13 protein-coding genes are annotated in these 14,919 nt (G+C 65.9%); 4 read left to right on the forward strand and 9 right to left on the reverse strand.

From position 1 onward, the window contains the following. Window positions 1-239 precede the first annotated feature (239 nt). Both QMK22_RS10340 and QMK22_RS10345 read left to right on the forward strand, forming a co-directional pair. Window positions 240-722, forward strand: a complete 483-nt coding sequence (locus QMK22_RS10340) for a methyltransferase family protein (protein ID WP_283497552.1) — start codon at window positions 240-242, stop codon at window positions 720-722. Window positions 723-783: 61 nt separating this feature from the next. After that, window positions 784-1,782: an LLM class flavin-dependent oxidoreductase gene (locus QMK22_RS10345; RefSeq protein ID WP_283497553.1), complete on the forward strand. Its 999-nt coding sequence runs from the start codon at window positions 784-786 to the stop codon at window positions 1,780-1,782. A gap of 48 nt (window positions 1,783-1,830) precedes the next feature. Here QMK22_RS10345 and QMK22_RS10350 read toward each other — a convergent pair whose 3' ends face one another. Then, window positions 1,831-2,490 carry a histidine phosphatase family protein gene (locus QMK22_RS10350; RefSeq protein WP_283497554.1) on the reverse strand — a complete coding sequence of 220 codons (660 nt, stop codon included), beginning with the start codon at window positions 2,488-2,490 and terminating at the stop codon, window positions 1,831-1,833. Between the two features lie 132 nt (window positions 2,491-2,622). Here QMK22_RS10350 and QMK22_RS10355 point away from each other — a divergent pair, with 132 nt between their 5' ends. Next, window positions 2,623-2,949, forward strand: coding sequence for an antibiotic biosynthesis monooxygenase family protein (locus QMK22_RS10355; RefSeq protein WP_283497555.1), 327 nt, complete (start codon window positions 2,623-2,625; stop codon window positions 2,947-2,949). 30 nt (window positions 2,950-2,979) lie between these two features. Here the strand turns inward: QMK22_RS10355 and QMK22_RS10360 are convergent, their stop codons facing one another. The 3 genes from QMK22_RS10360 to QMK22_RS10370 are packed head-to-tail and all read right to left on the reverse strand — an operon-like array spanning window position 2,980 to window position 4,948. Next, window positions 2,980-3,402 (reverse strand): hypothetical protein, encoded by a 423-nt coding sequence (locus QMK22_RS10360; RefSeq protein WP_283497556.1) that lies wholly within the window; start codon window positions 3,400-3,402, stop codon window positions 2,980-2,982. Window positions 3,403-3,425: 23 nt separating this feature from the next. Beyond that, window positions 3,426-4,454, reverse strand: a complete 1,029-nt coding sequence (locus QMK22_RS10365; RefSeq protein WP_283497557.1) for an MAB_1171c family putative transporter — start codon at window positions 4,452-4,454, stop codon at window positions 3,426-3,428. Beyond that, a complete protein-coding gene (locus tag QMK22_RS10370; RefSeq protein WP_283497558.1) occupies window positions 4,454-4,948 on the reverse strand; it encodes a hypothetical protein in 495 nt (164 codons plus the stop codon). Before QMK22_RS10370 ends, QMK22_RS10365 begins: the two co-directional genes overlap by 1 nt. Window positions 4,949-5,319: 371 nt before the next feature. On the opposite strand from QMK22_RS10370, the gene metH reads away from it, so the two are divergent. Next, window positions 5,320-8,922, forward strand: coding sequence for a methionine synthase (gene metH, locus QMK22_RS10375; protein ID WP_283497559.1), 3,603 nt, complete (start codon window positions 5,320-5,322; stop codon window positions 8,920-8,922). Window positions 8,923-8,954: 32 nt separating this feature from the next. Here the strand turns inward: metH and QMK22_RS10380 are convergent, their stop codons facing one another. From QMK22_RS10380 to QMK22_RS10400, 5 genes are read right to left on the reverse strand one after another with little or no spacing between them, the layout of a single operon-like run. Beyond that, window positions 8,955-9,752, reverse strand: a complete 798-nt coding sequence (locus QMK22_RS10380; RefSeq protein WP_283497560.1) for an ECF transporter S component — start codon at window positions 9,750-9,752, stop codon at window positions 8,955-8,957. After that, a complete protein-coding gene (locus QMK22_RS10385) occupies window positions 9,749-11,761 on the reverse strand; it encodes an ATP-binding cassette domain-containing protein (protein WP_283497561.1) in 2,013 nt (670 codons plus the stop codon). Before QMK22_RS10385 ends, QMK22_RS10380 begins: the two co-directional genes overlap by 4 nt. Beyond that, window positions 11,761-12,357: a hypothetical protein gene (locus QMK22_RS10390; protein ID WP_283497562.1), complete on the reverse strand. Its 597-nt coding sequence runs from the start codon at window positions 12,355-12,357 to the stop codon at window positions 11,761-11,763. The genes QMK22_RS10385 and QMK22_RS10390 overlap by 1 nt, the downstream gene beginning before the upstream one ends. Before the next feature lie 20 nt (window positions 12,358-12,377). Further along, complete coding sequence (locus QMK22_RS10395) at window positions 12,378-13,700, reverse strand: O-acetylhomoserine aminocarboxypropyltransferase/cysteine synthase family protein (RefSeq protein WP_283497563.1); 1,323 nt, start codon at window positions 13,698-13,700, stop codon at window positions 12,378-12,380. Beyond that, on the reverse strand, window positions 13,697-14,872 hold the full coding sequence (locus QMK22_RS10400; protein ID WP_283497564.1) for a MalY/PatB family protein: 1,176 nt from the start codon (window positions 14,870-14,872) through the stop codon (window positions 13,697-13,699). Before QMK22_RS10400 ends, QMK22_RS10395 begins: the two co-directional genes overlap by 4 nt. Window positions 14,873-14,919 lie beyond the last annotated feature (47 nt).

The raw sequence follows: 14,919 nt of genomic DNA on the forward strand, positions 1-14,919 counted from the left end.
CGTGCCGAAACACATGCTTGCCGCGAACCGATCGTTCACGTCTGGACGTGACCTCATCTGGTTCGAAGCCCGATGTCACTCTCCGGCGGCATCGGCGGAGCTGGTCTGTGCGTACGAGCGTAGGTCGAGGTCTGGCAAAGTGCCTACACAATAGGCGAAGATGTTTCATTTCGTTACACGGTGGTGATCTGTCGTTAACGTGCCTTGGAGGGTCGTCTGCCCGGGCGTACGCTCGGACTATGAAACGCACACTCGCCCTCAGCCTGGTCGCCGTGCAGTTTTCACTCCTCGCGGCGTTGGTATTTTTGCCGCACGGTTCGCTCTGGTCAACCACCGAAGGCGTCATCGTGGCCGCGATCGTCGTGGGACTTTTCGGTGCCGGGCTCGCCGGGCTCGGCGTGCTCGGTTTAGGCGCCGCATTGACGGCGAGCCCGATACCGCGCGCGAATGCACCGCTGGTCACCGGGGGTGTGTATGGCCTGATGCGCAGCCCGATTTATTCGGGACTCATGATCGGTGGCGTGGCACTCGTGCTCGTGGGAGCATCCGTTTGGCACATTCTGTCGTGGGTGGCGCTGGTCGGTTTGCTCTCGGCCAAGACGCGTTGGGAAGAGCGGATGCTCGTTGCCGAGCACCCCGACTACCGTTCCTACGGCCAGCGGGTGGGGCGTTTCGTGCCCGGAGTCGGCCGGTTCGCTCGATCGGCCGAGGCACACCGCTGACCGCTGCGCGGAGTTTTCGCCCGTCGGGTAACGATTTAGCCGCGCGCGTGTTGCCTTCAGTATGACTATTCCGCTTTCCATTCTTGACCTCGCTCCGATCGCTCCCGGACAGACCGCCCGGGAGAGCTTTGCGGCGAGTGTCTACCTCGCTCAGACCGCCGAAAAGCACGGGTATGAGCGCGTTTGGTATGCGGAGCACCACAACATGCCCACCATCGGATCGTCGGCGACCAGCATTCTGATCGGCCACGTCGCCGGGCAGACAACCACGATTCGGCTTGGATCCGGCGGTGTCATGCTGCCTAACCACTCGCCGCTCGTGATCGCCGAGCAGTTCGGCACTCTCGCCGAGCTCTACCCCGACCGCATCGATCTGGGCCTCGGTCGAGCTCCCGGCAGCGATCAGAACACGGCCAGCGCCATGCGCCGCGATCCGCGTGCGTCCGATCAGTTTCCGCAGGATGTCATGGAACTGCAGGCCTACCTGCGTGGCCAGTCGATCGTTCCCGGCGTGCAGGCCGTGCCCGGGGCCGGTACCAACGTGCCGCTGTACATTCTCGGGTCATCGTTGTTCGGTGCCGGGCTGGCCGCAGCGCTCGGCCTGCCGTATGCCTTCGCATCACACTTCGCGCCCGACGCGTTGCGCGAAGCCATCGCGCTCTACCGCCGTGATTTCACCCCGTCGGAGCAGCTTGCGGCACCGCACCTCATCGTCGCGGCCAACGTGATCGCCGCCGATGACACAGCGGATGCCGTGCAGCAGTTTGAGACGACGCGCCGCACCCGGGTGCGCGGCATGCTCTCCCGTGGACCGGCAGCGCCAGCGTACAGCGACGAGCAGATCGATGTGTTTCTGACCACGCCGGAGGGTCGCAAACTCGCGAACATGATGCGGTACTCGGCCGTCGGTACCGCCGATGAGGTGCGTGTCTTCCTCGAAGAGTTCGCCGCCGGAACTCAGGCCGACGAGCTGATTCTCGCCCACATGTCGCCAACTATCGCGGATCGTGTGCGCTCGGTCGAACTCACCGCCAACGCGATGAACCTCGTTCCCGCGTAGGCGGGTTAATGCCCGCCCGGTCGAAACCGCCCGGGCGCCTGCCCGCGATCAGTCGTTGAGCGGGTCGCCCACGGGATCAGCAGCGCTCAGGTCGGCGAGGGCCATGCCGCCCACCGGCAGCCCGGCCCAGGACAGCAGGGTCCAGCCCTCATCCGGCGAACCGGTGAGTTCGACCACGCCGGTATTGTCGAGTTCGTTGGCCCCGGCAAAGGTCATCGGCACGTTCTCGGCGCGGGCCGCGGTCCACACCCGAATGGCTGCGCCATGACTGAACACCGCGGCCACGTGCGAGGTGGCGGCCGCGACGGCGATGTCGGCATCGAAACGCCGCATGAAGTCGTGACCGTCGTGCGCGCCCGGCATGCGCCGATCGAGGTCACCGGAACCCCACGCCACCGCGGTCTCCAGATAGCTGCGCACGGATGCCCGATCGCGCAGCCCCTCCAAGGACCCGGCTTCGATTTCGTGCAACCCGGTCGCGATTTGCAACTCCAGCTTGCGATCGATCGCGAGCGGATTAGCCGTCAACCGGGTGCGCAGCAGGGTCGACACGAAAATGGCGTCGACCGGGTCGGAGCGGAGGGCATCGGGAATGGCTGCAGCCTGGCGCAGGCCAAGATCGGTCAGGCCCGGTCCGGGATGGGCGGTGTCAAGCCGCCCCAAGACGTTACCGGGAGTTTGGCCGTGGCGGATCAGGAGAAGTCGCATTTGTTTCCAGCATAGGCAACGTGGCTGGGCAATGGCAGACCGATGCGGTTGACAGGCCGGTGGCACGGTAGTTCAGCGGAGAGTGGCAGCATGGAGTAACCATCCACGAGCGTTCGACCAGAAAGCAGTCCCATGACGATCATTAAAATCAACGCCATCACCGTACCGAGCGATGGCGGCGACGAGTTGGCCCGCCGCTTCGCTGCCCGCGCTGGCGCCGTCGACGACCGTCCCGGTTTCGAAGGCTTCGAGCTGCTCAAGCCGACCGATGATCGCCTGACCTGGCTGGTCGTCACCCGCTGGGCCGACGAAGAATCATTCCAGGCCTGGCTGACCTCTCCGTCGTTCGCGCACGGACACAAGAGCGAAGCGCCGAAGGACGGCGAGCCGGCAGCGCGCCCGGTTGGCGTGAGCAGTGAGCTGTGGTCGTACGCCATCGCCGGTGGCACCGCGAGCTGAGACCGAACCGCGGCTTCAGGCCTGCCGGTCTTAGACCGGTGGGCCTGAATCTGTGGCGCCGGTCTCGTTCTGAAGTAGTTCGGTGATGGACCGGAGCGTCTCGGGGGAGACATCGCCGAGCATCCGTGCGGCGAAGTTCACGACGCGCGCCACGCGCAGGCTCTTCACAAAGGCGAGCTGAGCATCGACGCGGTCCGGAAGGTCACCGTCGGAGCCGAGCATGTACTCCGGGGGGATGCGAAAGAATTCGGCGATGCCGGTCAGGAGCGCCGCATCGGTGACGAGGGGGCCCTCGCCGGTGATCATGTAGGCCCAGCGTGCGCGGGAGAGGGTCAGACCGCGTTCCTTGAGCCCCGCTTCAATCTGGCGGTAGGTGTACGGGGTATTGCCTTCGGCCACGACGACATCGAGTAATAGATTGAGCTTGCGGGCCAGTTCCAGTTGCGGACTCACCGCGGCAGACTCGCGCCCCGGGCTCATCGCCGTGCTCCGGTGGGGGAACTGCCCGTGGCCGGTGCTGTGACCGGTGGCCGGGCCTGGGTGCGTGCTTCGGCCAGATCGATGATGGCTTGCTCGGCCGGTGTGACGGTCTGCCCGGGGTGAATCAGCAAGCTGTCGCGTATTTCGACGTGCCGGCGATACAGGTGCACGCCGGGCGCACGTACCGTGAGCAGTTGCAGGGGCGAGAGTGAGCGTTCGATGCTGAGGTCGGGGCTGGCGCCCAGTAGACGCTGCCACAGCGGTGTGATGCGCCACAGCAAGACGCGGTCGCGGTAGTTCCTTCGACCGGCGGACAGCGCGTCGACGGCGGCCGAAAGCCCCAAGCCGACGACAAGACTGATCGGGGACAGTATGAGGGTCAGCGTGTAGGCGATGCGAGCCCAACCGATGAGTAGAAAATCAGGGTAGATAACGGCCAGTACGGCGCTCGTGAGGCTAATGACGGCGTACGTGAGAACACCCAGACAGGCCAGCGTCACCAGAGTCAGCGAGATCAGGGTAACCGGGCGGCGCTGTCGACGCAGATCGGACAGGCACGCCGTGCCGAAGGAGATCGCGAAGATACCCATCGCAATCCAGGTCGTGGCCGCGTACGCGGTGAAGTCCCAGCGGGGAATGAATGTTGCAGCTATGTCGTCGGTCACGCGCCAATCACTGCCAAAGAACAGGAGGGCCTGCGCGAGAATAATGGCGGTGGCGACAAGCGCGGTGGCACGCTGACGAGCCCGGGTGATGTCGTTGGGCGACATGGCTTGCTGCACGATGATGTCGAGGAGGGCGATGGCCACGATGGCCAGGGCGTGGAAAATGAAATAGGTGACGTTGCCGTTGCCGAGCAACGCGTCTACCGGCCGGTACACGGGCTGGGGCATAAGCGTCATGGTCAGCGCGAAGACGGCCAAAAACAACAGTAGGGAGCGGCGTTGTCCGCGGATTGCCGAAGGAAGGCAGACCAGAGCAGCTATCCAGAAGATGGCGGAGAGTGTGAACAGCGTCGTTTGCATTACAGAACGCGCCCAAACCCGGTGGGGGTGCCGTGGGCTGCTGCGCGTCCATCGTGCAGCATGATCAGGGCCAGTCGATCGCCGATGGCCTCGGCCAGGGCCTCCTGCTCATCGGTGAACCGGCTGCGCGAGAGCGCATGAACGATGGCGTCCATCGGAATTAGCGGCGCCAGCACGGCAACTCGCTCCGCAGACAACAGCTCCTGCTGCTGATTGAGGATCATGTGACCGAATTCGTGATTGATGAACTGCTGACGCTGCACCGCAGAGGTAGTCGGAGCATGGTGGATTCGCTCAAAGCTCTCGCCGGCCACGGCGATCCAGAGCCCGCAGAGCCCGGCTTCGAGCAGGCGCGGCGTTGCGGTGTAAACCTCGATCTTCTTACCGCGGATTGATTCCATGTGCCGGTGCAGTGCGTCGGCCGTGAGCGGTCGGGGCAGACCAAGTTGTTCGACCAGCGTGCGCGCCCGTTTCTGGCGTGACTCGTAGTCCATCTGACCCCCTGTTTGCCCATTCAGCTTACTGCGATGCGGGCGGATCGGCACGGGTGTCGGCGCGAGGCGGCCGCAAGGGGCTACGATAGACATGTCTAACGTGGCTTCCGGGGGAAAGCGGCTGCGGCACCGCACGTGACTGGCGACATTGCCGGGGCTCCGATCGTTCTATCTGTTGATACACGATCTGCCGCCAATCACGACTGCGGTCTCGCGTGCCACGTGGCCGTTGCGCGCTCGGCGCCCCACACGGGGCGCCGAGTTGCCCTGGCCTGCATCCCAAGAACCATCAGACACAGCTCGGCAGGCGCAGGCTAAGAATCGTTACGCGCACGCCGCGCTCGGCCGAGACCCGCCGTTAAGCTGAGCTAATGAGCAATACCGATACATCAGTCGATGCGGCGCGTCCGGCCCGATCCCAGGCGCTGCTGGATGCCGTGACTTCCTCCGTCGTCATCGCCGACGGTGCCATGGGCACGATGCTGCAGGAGCACAATCCCACCCTCGACGACTATCAGCAGCTCGAGGGCTGCAACGAGATTCTCAACGTGAGCCGCCCCGACATCATCGCGGCCATCCACGACACCTACCTCGCGACCGGCATTGACGCCATCGAGACCAATACCTTCGGCGCGAACTGGTCGAACCTGTCCGACTACGGCATCGAAGACCGCATCGAAGAGCTCGCTCAGCTCGGTGCCGAGATCGCGCGCACGAGCGTTGAAACTTTCGAGGCCCACGACGGCCGGGTGCGCTGGGTACTCGGTTCGATGGGTCCGGGCACCAAGCTACCGAGCCTCGGCCACACCAGCTATGCCAACCTGAAAGCTACCTTCGCCGAGCAGGCCCTCGGCCTCATCCGCGGTGGGGCTGATGCTTTTCTCATCGAAACCTCGCAGGACCTGCTCCAAACCAAGAGCGCGGTAAACGGATGCAAGCAGGCCATCAGCGAGACCGGCATCCGCTTGCCGATTTTCGTCGAGGTGACGGTGGAGACCACCGGAACCATGCTGATGGGCAGTGAGATCGGCGCCGCGCTGACCGCGCTTGAACCTCTCGGCATCGACGCGATCGGCCTGAACTGCGCCACCGGGCCGACCGAGATGAGCGAGCACTTGCGCCACCTCTCCAAATTCTCGCGCGTGCCCGTGATCTGTATGCCCAACGCCGGCCTGCCGCAGCTCACCAAAACCGGGGCGAGCTACCCGCTCACTCCCGATCAGCTGGCCACGGCGCACGAGCAGTTCGTGAAGGAATTCGGTCTCGGTTTGGTCGGCGGATGCTGCGGCACGACACCCGCACACATGCGCAAGGTGGTCGAACGGTTGCGTGGCATTACCGTGAAACCGCGCACACTCGAACAGGATCCCGGGGTCGCGAGCCTGTACCAGCACGTCAGCTTTGATCAGGACAGCGCCTTCCTGGCTATCGGGGAACGCACCAACGCCAACGGTTCGCGCGCTTTTCGTGACGCGATGCTCGCCGAAAATTGGGACGACTGCGTGGACATCGCGCGCAGCCAGGTACGTGACGGTGCGCACCTGCTCGACGTTTGCATCGACTACGTCGGCCGCGACGGCGTTGCCGACATGAAGCAGGTCGTCTCCCGGCTGGCCAGCGCATCGACTCTGCCACTCGTGGTGGACTCCACCGAGCCGGCCGTGCTGCAGGCCGGCATGGAACTCATCGGCGGACGCCCGGTGGTGAACTCGGTCAACTTTGAAGACGGTGAGGGCCCCACGTCCCGGTTCGGTCGCATCATGCCGCTCGTCAAGGAGCATGGCGCCGCGGTGATCGCCCTGACCATTGACGAGGAGGGCCAGGCCCGCACCGCGGAACACAAGGTGCGCATCGCCACCCGCCTGGTCGAAACCCTCGTGAATGACTGGGGAATGCGGGTCGAAGACATCATCGTCGATGCCCTCACCTTTCCCATTGCGACCGGTCAGGAAGAGACCCGCCGCGACGGCATCGAAACCATCGATGCCATTCGGCAGATCAAGGCCAAGTATCCCGGAATCCACACCACGCTCGGCGTATCGAACGTGTCGTTCGGGCTCAATCCCGCCGCACGCTCGGTGCTCAACTCGGTGTTTCTGCACGAGGCCACCGAGGCCGGTCTTGACTCGGCCATCGTCAACTCGGCCAAGATCGTTCCGCTCGCCTCGGTGCCCGACGACCGCCGCAAGGTAGCCCTCGACCTGGTTTGGGACCGCCGCGAATATGACGCCGAGGGAACACTGACCTACGACCCCCTCGTGGCCCTGCTCGACTTGTTCGCGGGTGTCGACTCCGCCGCCCTGAAAGATGAACGTGCCGCCGAACTGGCCGCGCTGCCGGTCGGGGAACGTCTGGAACGCCGCATCATCGACGGCGAGGCCAAGGGGCTCGAAGCCGACCTCGATCTTGCGCGGGCCAGCGGGCTCTCCGCTCTCGACATCGTTAACGTGCACCTGCTCGTGGGCATGCAGGTCGTCGGTGCCCGGTTCGGCAGCGGCGAGATGCAACTGCCCTTCGTGCTTCAATCGGCCGAGGTGATGAAGGCGGCCGTGGCGTTGCTCGAGCCGCACATGGAGAAGTCCGAAGCGGCCGGCAAGGGCACCATCGTGCTGGGTACGGTCCGCGGTGACGTGCATGACATCGGCAAAAACCTCGTCGACATCATTCTCACCAACAACGGCTACGACGTGATCAATATCGGTATCAAGCAGCCGATCGCCGAGTTCATTCGGGTCGCGGAGGAGAATAACGCCGACGTCATCGGCATGAGTGGGCTGCTCGTGAAGTCCACGGTCGTGATGAAGGAGAACCTGCTCGAACTCGAATCCCGCGGACTCGCGGGCAAATGGCCGATTCTACTCGGCGGTGCCGCACTCACCCGCTCCTACGTGGAAGACGACCTGGACAGCGTCTTCGCCGGGCAGGTGCGCTACGCCCGCGACGCCTTCGAGGGCCTCGCCCTGATGGAGCCGCTCGTGGCCATCGCGCGCGGCGCCGACCCCACAGCGGTCGGCCTGCCACCGCTGAAGAAACGCATTCACAAGAAGAGCCTGCTCACCCTGACCGAACCGGACGAAATGCCCGCCCGTTCCGAGGTCGCCAGCGATAATCCGATTCCCGTGCCGCCGTTCTGGGGCACCCGCATCGTCAAGGGTGTGGCACTGGCCGATTTCTCAGCCTTTCTCGACGAACGGGCCACGTTCATGGGGCAGTGGGGCCTCAAGCCCAGCCGGGCGGAAGACGGTGCTAGCTACCAGGAATTGGTCGACACGGTCGGTCGGCCGCGTCTGCGCTACTGGCTCGACCGCATCCTGGGCGAGGGAATGCTCGACGCCTCCGTCGCCTACGGCTATTTTCCCGTCGTGGCTGAGGGCGACGACATGGTCGTGCTGCACCACGGCGACGACCCGACCGGTCTGGTAGGCCAGGCCGGGCTGCTCGCGCCCGACGGTGGCTCCGGTGGCGTGCTCGGCACCGACCGACTGCGCTTCAACTTTCCCCGCCAGCGCCGCGATATGCACCTGTGTCTGGCTGACTTCGTGCGGTCCAGAGAAAACGGGCAAACGGATGTCGTCGCCCTCCAGCTGGTCACGGCCGGCTCCAATGTGGACTCGGTCACGGCCAAGATGTTCGCCGCGAACCAGTATCGCGATTACATGGAACTCAACGGTCTCACCATGCAGCTCACCGAGGCCCTCGCCGAGTACTGGCACTCCCGCATCCGCTCAGAATTCGGTGTGGGCGGCGAAGACCCCAGTGATATCGCCGGCATGTTCAAGCTCGAATATCGCGGCGCCCGATTCTCGCTCGGCTACCCGGCCTGTCCCGAGATGGATGACCGCCGCAAGGTAGTCGAGCTGCTGAAACCGGAGCGGATGGGCGTGGTCTTGTCGGAAGAATTGCAGCTGCACCCCGAACAGTCCACCGACGCGTTCGTGTTTCACCACCCGGAAGCGAAGTACTTCTCGGTGTAGTTCATCGGACCGCGCGCGGCTGACGAAACGAGTCAGCGGCGCCGGCCCAGGCGGGCGCGACGCAGCGCAGCGAGTACCGCAGGGCCGACGAGAATGATGCCGACGACGGTGGTGATGGCACGCACGGTGTCCCAGGTGAGGGTGGACGTGACGAGCGAGTACAGGCCGAAGGACGCCAGATTCTGGCCTGGGTCGGCTCCCGCGGTATAGGAGATTCCGGTACCGCTGCCCACCGCGAACGGCCAGAACCAGAGGTTCATCATGAGCCCGAACAGGTACGAGGCGAGAACACCGTAAGCGGCCAACAGAATGATTTCTCCGCGAGCCCGCCAGCGCCCTGCACCGGTGCCGTGCCCGTGCGGCAGTAGCCCGGCGCCGGCGCCGACCCAGCCGCAGGCGAACATCTGAAACGGGGTCCACGGACCAAAACCACCCCAGAGCAGTGACGAGACAGCGATGGTGAGTAGTCCGAGAAGAAAGCCGAATCGGGCGCCGTAGACCCGCCCGGCCAGAATGAGCAGTACAAATACCGCCTCGACACCGCCCACGCCGGCGCCGGCGATGCGCACCGCGGCGCCGACGGCCGAGAGCACGCCGAGAAGCGCAACGGTCTTGGCCGTATACATTTCACGATCGAGGGTAAGGGCGAGGGCCACGATGAGAGCAGGGATCAGCGCGAACGCCACGATCGGTACCGCGACCTGCGCGTCGGCCGGCACCGCCCCGACGAAGAACGGCCAGGCGAAGGCGGCGGCGGCGAGCAGGCTGCCACCCACCAGAATCCAGGACGTGTAGCCGATGGTGCGGCGCGGCGCGGTGAGAACCGTCACGAGCGCACCTCGATCGAGGCGGCGAGCCGACCGGCCTGCATGCGCAGGGTTCGCGTGGCGAGGCCGCACGCAAAGTCATCGTCGTGGGTGGCGAACAGCACCGCCGAAGTCGCGCCGGCGGCCTGAAGCAGCGCCGCGCTCACGAGGGTGCGCGCCACGCGGTCGAGGCCACGGGTGGGTTCGTCCAGGAGCAGCAGGGCGGGGCGGGGCGCAAGCTGAATGGCCATCACGAGGCAGAGCCGCTCGCCGGCCGAGAGATCACGCGGGTGTCGATGCAGCAGGTGCGCCGCGCCCGTCATCTCGTCGAAACCGAGCAAACGTGCCAAGGTGCGGGCGGTGTCAGCGCCCACCAGGCCGCGATCGGCCCGGCGGCACTCGTCGGCCACGGTGATCGAAAACAGAAGATCATCGAAGTTCTCGGGAACGAGCGCCACGGCCTGCCGGCGGCTTCGTCGCTTGAGCGATCGAACGTCACGCCCGTTCACCCAAACGGCGTCCGCAACGCTCGGCAGTGCAATAGCGCGCAGCAGGCTGCTTTTGCCGGCACCGTTGCTGCCACGCAGCGCGATCAGTTCGCCGGTCTGTACCTCGAACGACACGTCGTTCACGGCCAGGTCGGCTTGATGCCGAACACTCAGCTGCCGGATGCGCACGAGCGGCTGCGTCTGGGGCGGGGCCGGGTGCACAGTTTCTACAGTTGCCGTTGGGCCAGTTGCCGTTGGGCCAGTTGCCGTTCGGTCAATTCCTGTTAGGCCAGTCCGCGGGTCGGCGCTTGAGATCACGTCGAAGGTGGCCGCACCCAGGTGGTGATCTCGAATGTGCAGCCAGGCATCCGCTATCGGACCGAATTCGCGCGTGTTGTGTTCGGCGATGACGACGCAGACGCCGGCCTCGTGGGCTAGCTGGCCGAGCACGGTGCAGACGCGTTCGCGGGCGCTGGTGTCGAGGTCGGCGAGCGGCTCGTCGACGAGCATCAGGATGGGACGGTTCACCAGGGCGGCGGCGATCGCGACGAGGCTGGCCTCACCGGCCGAGAGCTGCTCGATCGGGCGAGAGATCAGGTGCTCAATCTGCAGCCGGGCGGCGATCTCGAGTACGCGGACGTGCACGACGGAGGGGGCGACGCCCCGCACGGCCAGGGCGAACCCGATTTCGTCGTGCACGGTTTCGGCCGCGAACCCGAGACGCACGTTCTGGGCGACGAGCCCGACGAAGCCGGCGGTGTCGCGTGGGGGAGTCGATGCCCGGTCGGCTCCGGCGATGTCGATGCGTCCGTGCTGGGTGCCATCGTAGAAGTGCTGGAACAGCCCGCTCATGCTGTGCAGCAGGCTGGTCTTGCCCGACCCGGTCGCCCCGACGATCACGGTCAGGGTGCCGGGCAGGAGGGTGACGTTGAGGTCGTCGAGGTGCCAACCCGTCTGGTCAGGCACGGCACCAAAGTTGAGCGCGGCATCCGTGAGTACCACTGGCGCTTCGCAGAGTCCGGTCACGACGCGGGTGGCCGCGAATCCGCGGGTCTCCATCGACGCAGCGAGCGCGAGGGCACGCTCGATGGTCTGCTCGAAGATCGGTACGAGCAGCGACGCGATCGACCGTTCACCGCGCAGGGCCCGGGCGACGCGCACGCGCCGCACCGACTCCAGAAGGGCCGGAAAGGTGGCCCAGGCGATCACGAGCGAGCGCGAAATGGCCCGCACCGGCCCGCGCCCCGCGCCGCGCGCGAACAGGGACTGCACGTTGATGACGGCGTTGAGCAGACCGAAGAACACGATGACGCCGGCGACCGGCACGGCGCTGAGTGCGGCATTGCCGAGCCCCACGAGTGTGATCGGGCCGAACAGCGTGATGTGGCTGAACGGTCCGTCCAGTCGTACCCGGGGCAGATCCAGCAGTACGGTGCCTGCGCCGGATGCGCCCCCGAACACCACGCGGTAAACGACGCGCAGCAGCACGAAGCCGACCGCGAGTACGACTGCCGCGCGCAGCGGGGCGAGGCGCAGGCGAAACACTAGCTGCCGGGTGTCGGAGCTTCGGTGCCGGTGGTGTAGACGAGGCCCACGGACTGGCCGGGCTGAGTTTCGAGCGTGCCGAGGCCCTCCTGGGCGTAATCCCAGTCAGCGTCGGGGGAGGCCTTCACCCACAGCGCCCAGTAGGCGTAAGCGGGCGGCATTGAGGCGCAGCTTTCGGTGAACGCCGGCTGCCCCTCGACCTCGATGGTCTCGTCGGCGGCCGGTCGGTCATTGACCCGGCAGACAATCTGGTCGCCGTATTCCACACTGCCCTCGGTCGTGACGCCGGTGGTTGCCAGTGCCGCGGTTGCGGCGATCGGCTGGGTAGCGTCGACACACTCGGTGACCGTGTCGGCGTCGAGCGTGCCGAAGTCCACGACGACGCTGACGCCGGCGCAATCGTCGGCCGACGCCTCCGCGTCGGCGGTAGCGGTCGCCGTTGCGGATGCCGTCGAGCCGGCGCCGGTATCCGTGGTGGCGCATCCGCTCAGGGCCGCCAGCAGCACGAGTGCGCCGCCCAGCGCTACGGCCGTGCGGGGAAGAGCGGCCACGCGGTTAGCGGGCGTCGCGCGGTTGAAAGGGTCAGTGAGGTTCATGAATCCAGAGTACCTAGCGTTTAGAGGATGCCGGCGACTCGGTCGAGCCCCGCGCGGAGGTCGAGGAGCAGGTCGTCGAGCGATTCGATGCCCACCGACAGCCGCAGCATTCCCGCGGTGATGCCGAGGCGTGCGTTGAGATCGGGGGCAAACGAGGCGTGCGTGGTGGTGAGCGGATGCAGCACCATGGATCGGGTATCGCCGATGCCGGTCATGCGGCTGAATACCCGCACGCCGTTCGTGAAGGCGCGGGCGCCGTCGGTGCCGCCCCTGACGGTGACGGCGAACACGGAGCCGGTGCGCCCCCCGTAGTAGCTCTCGGCGATGGCATGCAAGGGGCTGCTCGGCAGCCCGGCATAGTCGACGACCTCAACCTCGGGTTGTTCCTCGAGCCAGTGCGCGATGGCCACCGTGTTGTCGACGTGGCGTTCCATGCGTAACGACAAGGTTTCGATGCCCTGGTGCAGCAGAAAACCGTTGAACGGCGACAGTGACGGCCCCACATCGTTCACGACGGCCTCGCGCACGTATTGGGCGTAGGCGGTGGGGCCGAAGCGGTCGAGCAACGAGGGCAGGCCGGGGCGCAGTGAGTCGGTGAGCAGCGGGTAACGGCGCGAACTCCCCGCCCAGTCGAACGTGCCGCCGTCAACGATTGCGCCCGACACGCCGGCACCGTGGCCGCTGAGAAATTTGGTGGTCGAGTGCACGACAATATCCGCGCCGTGTTCAAACGGCCGAATCAGGTAGGGCGTGGCCACGGTGTTGTCGACCACGAGCGGAATACCATGGCGACGGGCGACGGCGGCGACGCGGGCAATGTCTACGACGTCGTTTCGGGGATTGGGAATGGTCTCGGTGAAGATCGCCTTGGTTTCCGGTCGAATCACCGCGTCCCAGGCCGCATCGGAGTCGGTGTCCCAGACGTAGTCAACCGCGATGCCCATGCGGCGAAAGCTGCGGCCGAGCAGGATGCGGGTGCCGCCGTAGATACTGGCGGTCGACACGATGTGCTCGCCCGCCTCGGCCAGGGCAAACAGCGCGGCGCTGATCGCAGCCTGTCCGCTCGACACGGCGACACAGGCCGTGCCGCCTTCCAGGGAGGCGAGGCGCTGTTCGGCGACCGCGTTGGTGGGATTGCCCTGCCTCGAATAGATGGGTTCACGGGAGGCGCCGTTGAACCGGGCTGCGCCGTCGTCGAACGAGTCGAACACGTACCCCGCACTGAGGGTGAGCGGCGGAATGCGCGCGCCGCGGTTTTCGTCGGCGTACTCGCCCACGTGCACCTGCCGGGTGTCGAAGCTGAAGTCGCTCCAATCGGTGATCGGCGTGACGACCTCGCTCATGCCGTGGCCGTGTCGGCGCCAACGCGCGCGACGAGCGCCGTGATGCGGGCGACGGCCTCGCGCAGGGTGTCGGGCGAGCAGGCCAGATTGAGGCGGGCGAAGCCCCGGCCGCCGAGGCCGAAGCACTCGCCGTTATTGAGGGCGACCCGGGCGTCGTCGAGTATGCGCTGGTACGGGCAATCGCCGAGGCCCAAGTGGCGAAGATCCAGCCAGGCGAGGTAGCTGGCGCGCGGCCGGTGGTAGATCACGGCGGGCAGATGTTCTCGAAGCAGGGTATCGAGCAGAGAAACGTTGTCGACGATTTGAGTGATGGCATCATCGAGCCAGTCGGTACAGCCGAACGCAGCGATGTTGGCGTGTAATCCGAGGATGCTGGTGCGACAGGCGACCTCCTCGGGCAAGCGGTTCAGCAGCTCGTTGGTGGCGTCATCGGCGGCGATGACGAGCGCACACTTGAGCCCGGCCACGTTCCAGCCTTTGCTGGCGCTGGTCACGGTGACGGCGCGGGCGCCGGCGGCCGAAGCCAGTGGGGCGAACGGCGTGAACGTGACACCGGGGTGGGTCAGCGGCGCGTGAATTTCGTCAGAAATCACGAAGACGTCGTACTCGGCGGCCAGACGAGCGAGGCTTACCAGCGTGTCACGCGTCCACACGATGCCGTGCGGGTTGTGCGGGTTGCAGAGCAGGAAAGCGTCGATGCCACCGGCGAAACTAGTTTCCAGCGCCGCAAGGTCGAGCGCCCAACTCCCGCCTTGCTCCAAAAGCGGTGTTTCCACAACGGATGCCGCCGCCTCCTCCACCAGCTCGTAGAACGGCGGGTAGACCGGCGGGGTGATGGCGACGCGCCCTTGAGCCGGAACGGCCAGGCGCAACGCCTCGACGATGCCCACGCTCACATCGGTTGCGAGGTGCACGTGGCTCGGATCGACGTTCCAACCCCAACGGGCCAGCGCAAACCGGGCGAACGCGGGAGCGAGCGCGCCCGGACCATCGAGGTAGCCGGTGTCGGAAGCCTGCACGCGCTCCACGAGGGTGGCGACGATGGCGGGAGCGAGGGGGTAGTCCATCTCGGCAACAAACAAGGGAAGTACGTCGGCGGCGAACCGAGTCCACTTGATGCTGCTGCGCTCGCGTCGGATATGCTCCAGCGGTGCGACCTCGATGATTGACATGACCACAGCTTGTTGCCGCCGCATCGAATAAGCGAACAGGTACGTAA

Origin of the sequence: Cryobacterium sp. PH29-G1, from assembly GCF_030063365.1 — a bacterium.
Lineage (GTDB): Bacteria > Actinomycetota > Actinomycetes > Actinomycetales > Microbacteriaceae > Cryobacterium.

Bases quoted from the DNA above. Each gene is read 5' to 3' on its own strand.
- metH (WP_283497559.1), top strand. From the start codon at position 5,320: ATGAGCAATACCGATACATCAGTCGATGCGGCGCGTCCGGCCCGATCC.
- QMK22_RS10370 (WP_283497558.1), bottom strand. From the start codon at position 4,948: ATGGACTACGAGTCACGCCAGAAACGGGCGCGCACGCTGGTCGAACAA.
- QMK22_RS10365 (WP_283497557.1), bottom strand. From the start codon at position 4,454: ATGCAAACGACGCTGTTCACACTCTCCGCCATCTTCTGGATAGCTGCT.
- QMK22_RS10400 (WP_283497564.1), bottom strand. From the start codon at position 14,872: ATGTCAATCATCGAGGTCGCACCGCTGGAGCATATCCGACGCGAGCGC.
- QMK22_RS10355 (WP_283497555.1), top strand. From the start codon at position 2,623: ATGACGATCATTAAAATCAACGCCATCACCGTACCGAGCGATGGCGGC.
- QMK22_RS10390 (WP_283497562.1), bottom strand. From the start codon at position 12,357: ATGAACCTCACTGACCCTTTCAACCGCGCGACGCCCGCTAACCGCGTG.
- QMK22_RS10345 (WP_283497553.1), top strand. From the start codon at position 784: ATGACTATTCCGCTTTCCATTCTTGACCTCGCTCCGATCGCTCCCGGA.
- QMK22_RS10340 (WP_283497552.1), top strand. From the start codon at position 240: ATGAAACGCACACTCGCCCTCAGCCTGGTCGCCGTGCAGTTTTCACTC.
- QMK22_RS10350 (WP_283497554.1), bottom strand. From the start codon at position 2,490: ATGCGACTTCTCCTGATCCGCCACGGCCAAACTCCCGGTAACGTCTTG.
- QMK22_RS10395 (WP_283497563.1), bottom strand. From the start codon at position 13,700: ATGAGCGAGGTCGTCACGCCGATCACCGATTGGAGCGACTTCAGCTTC.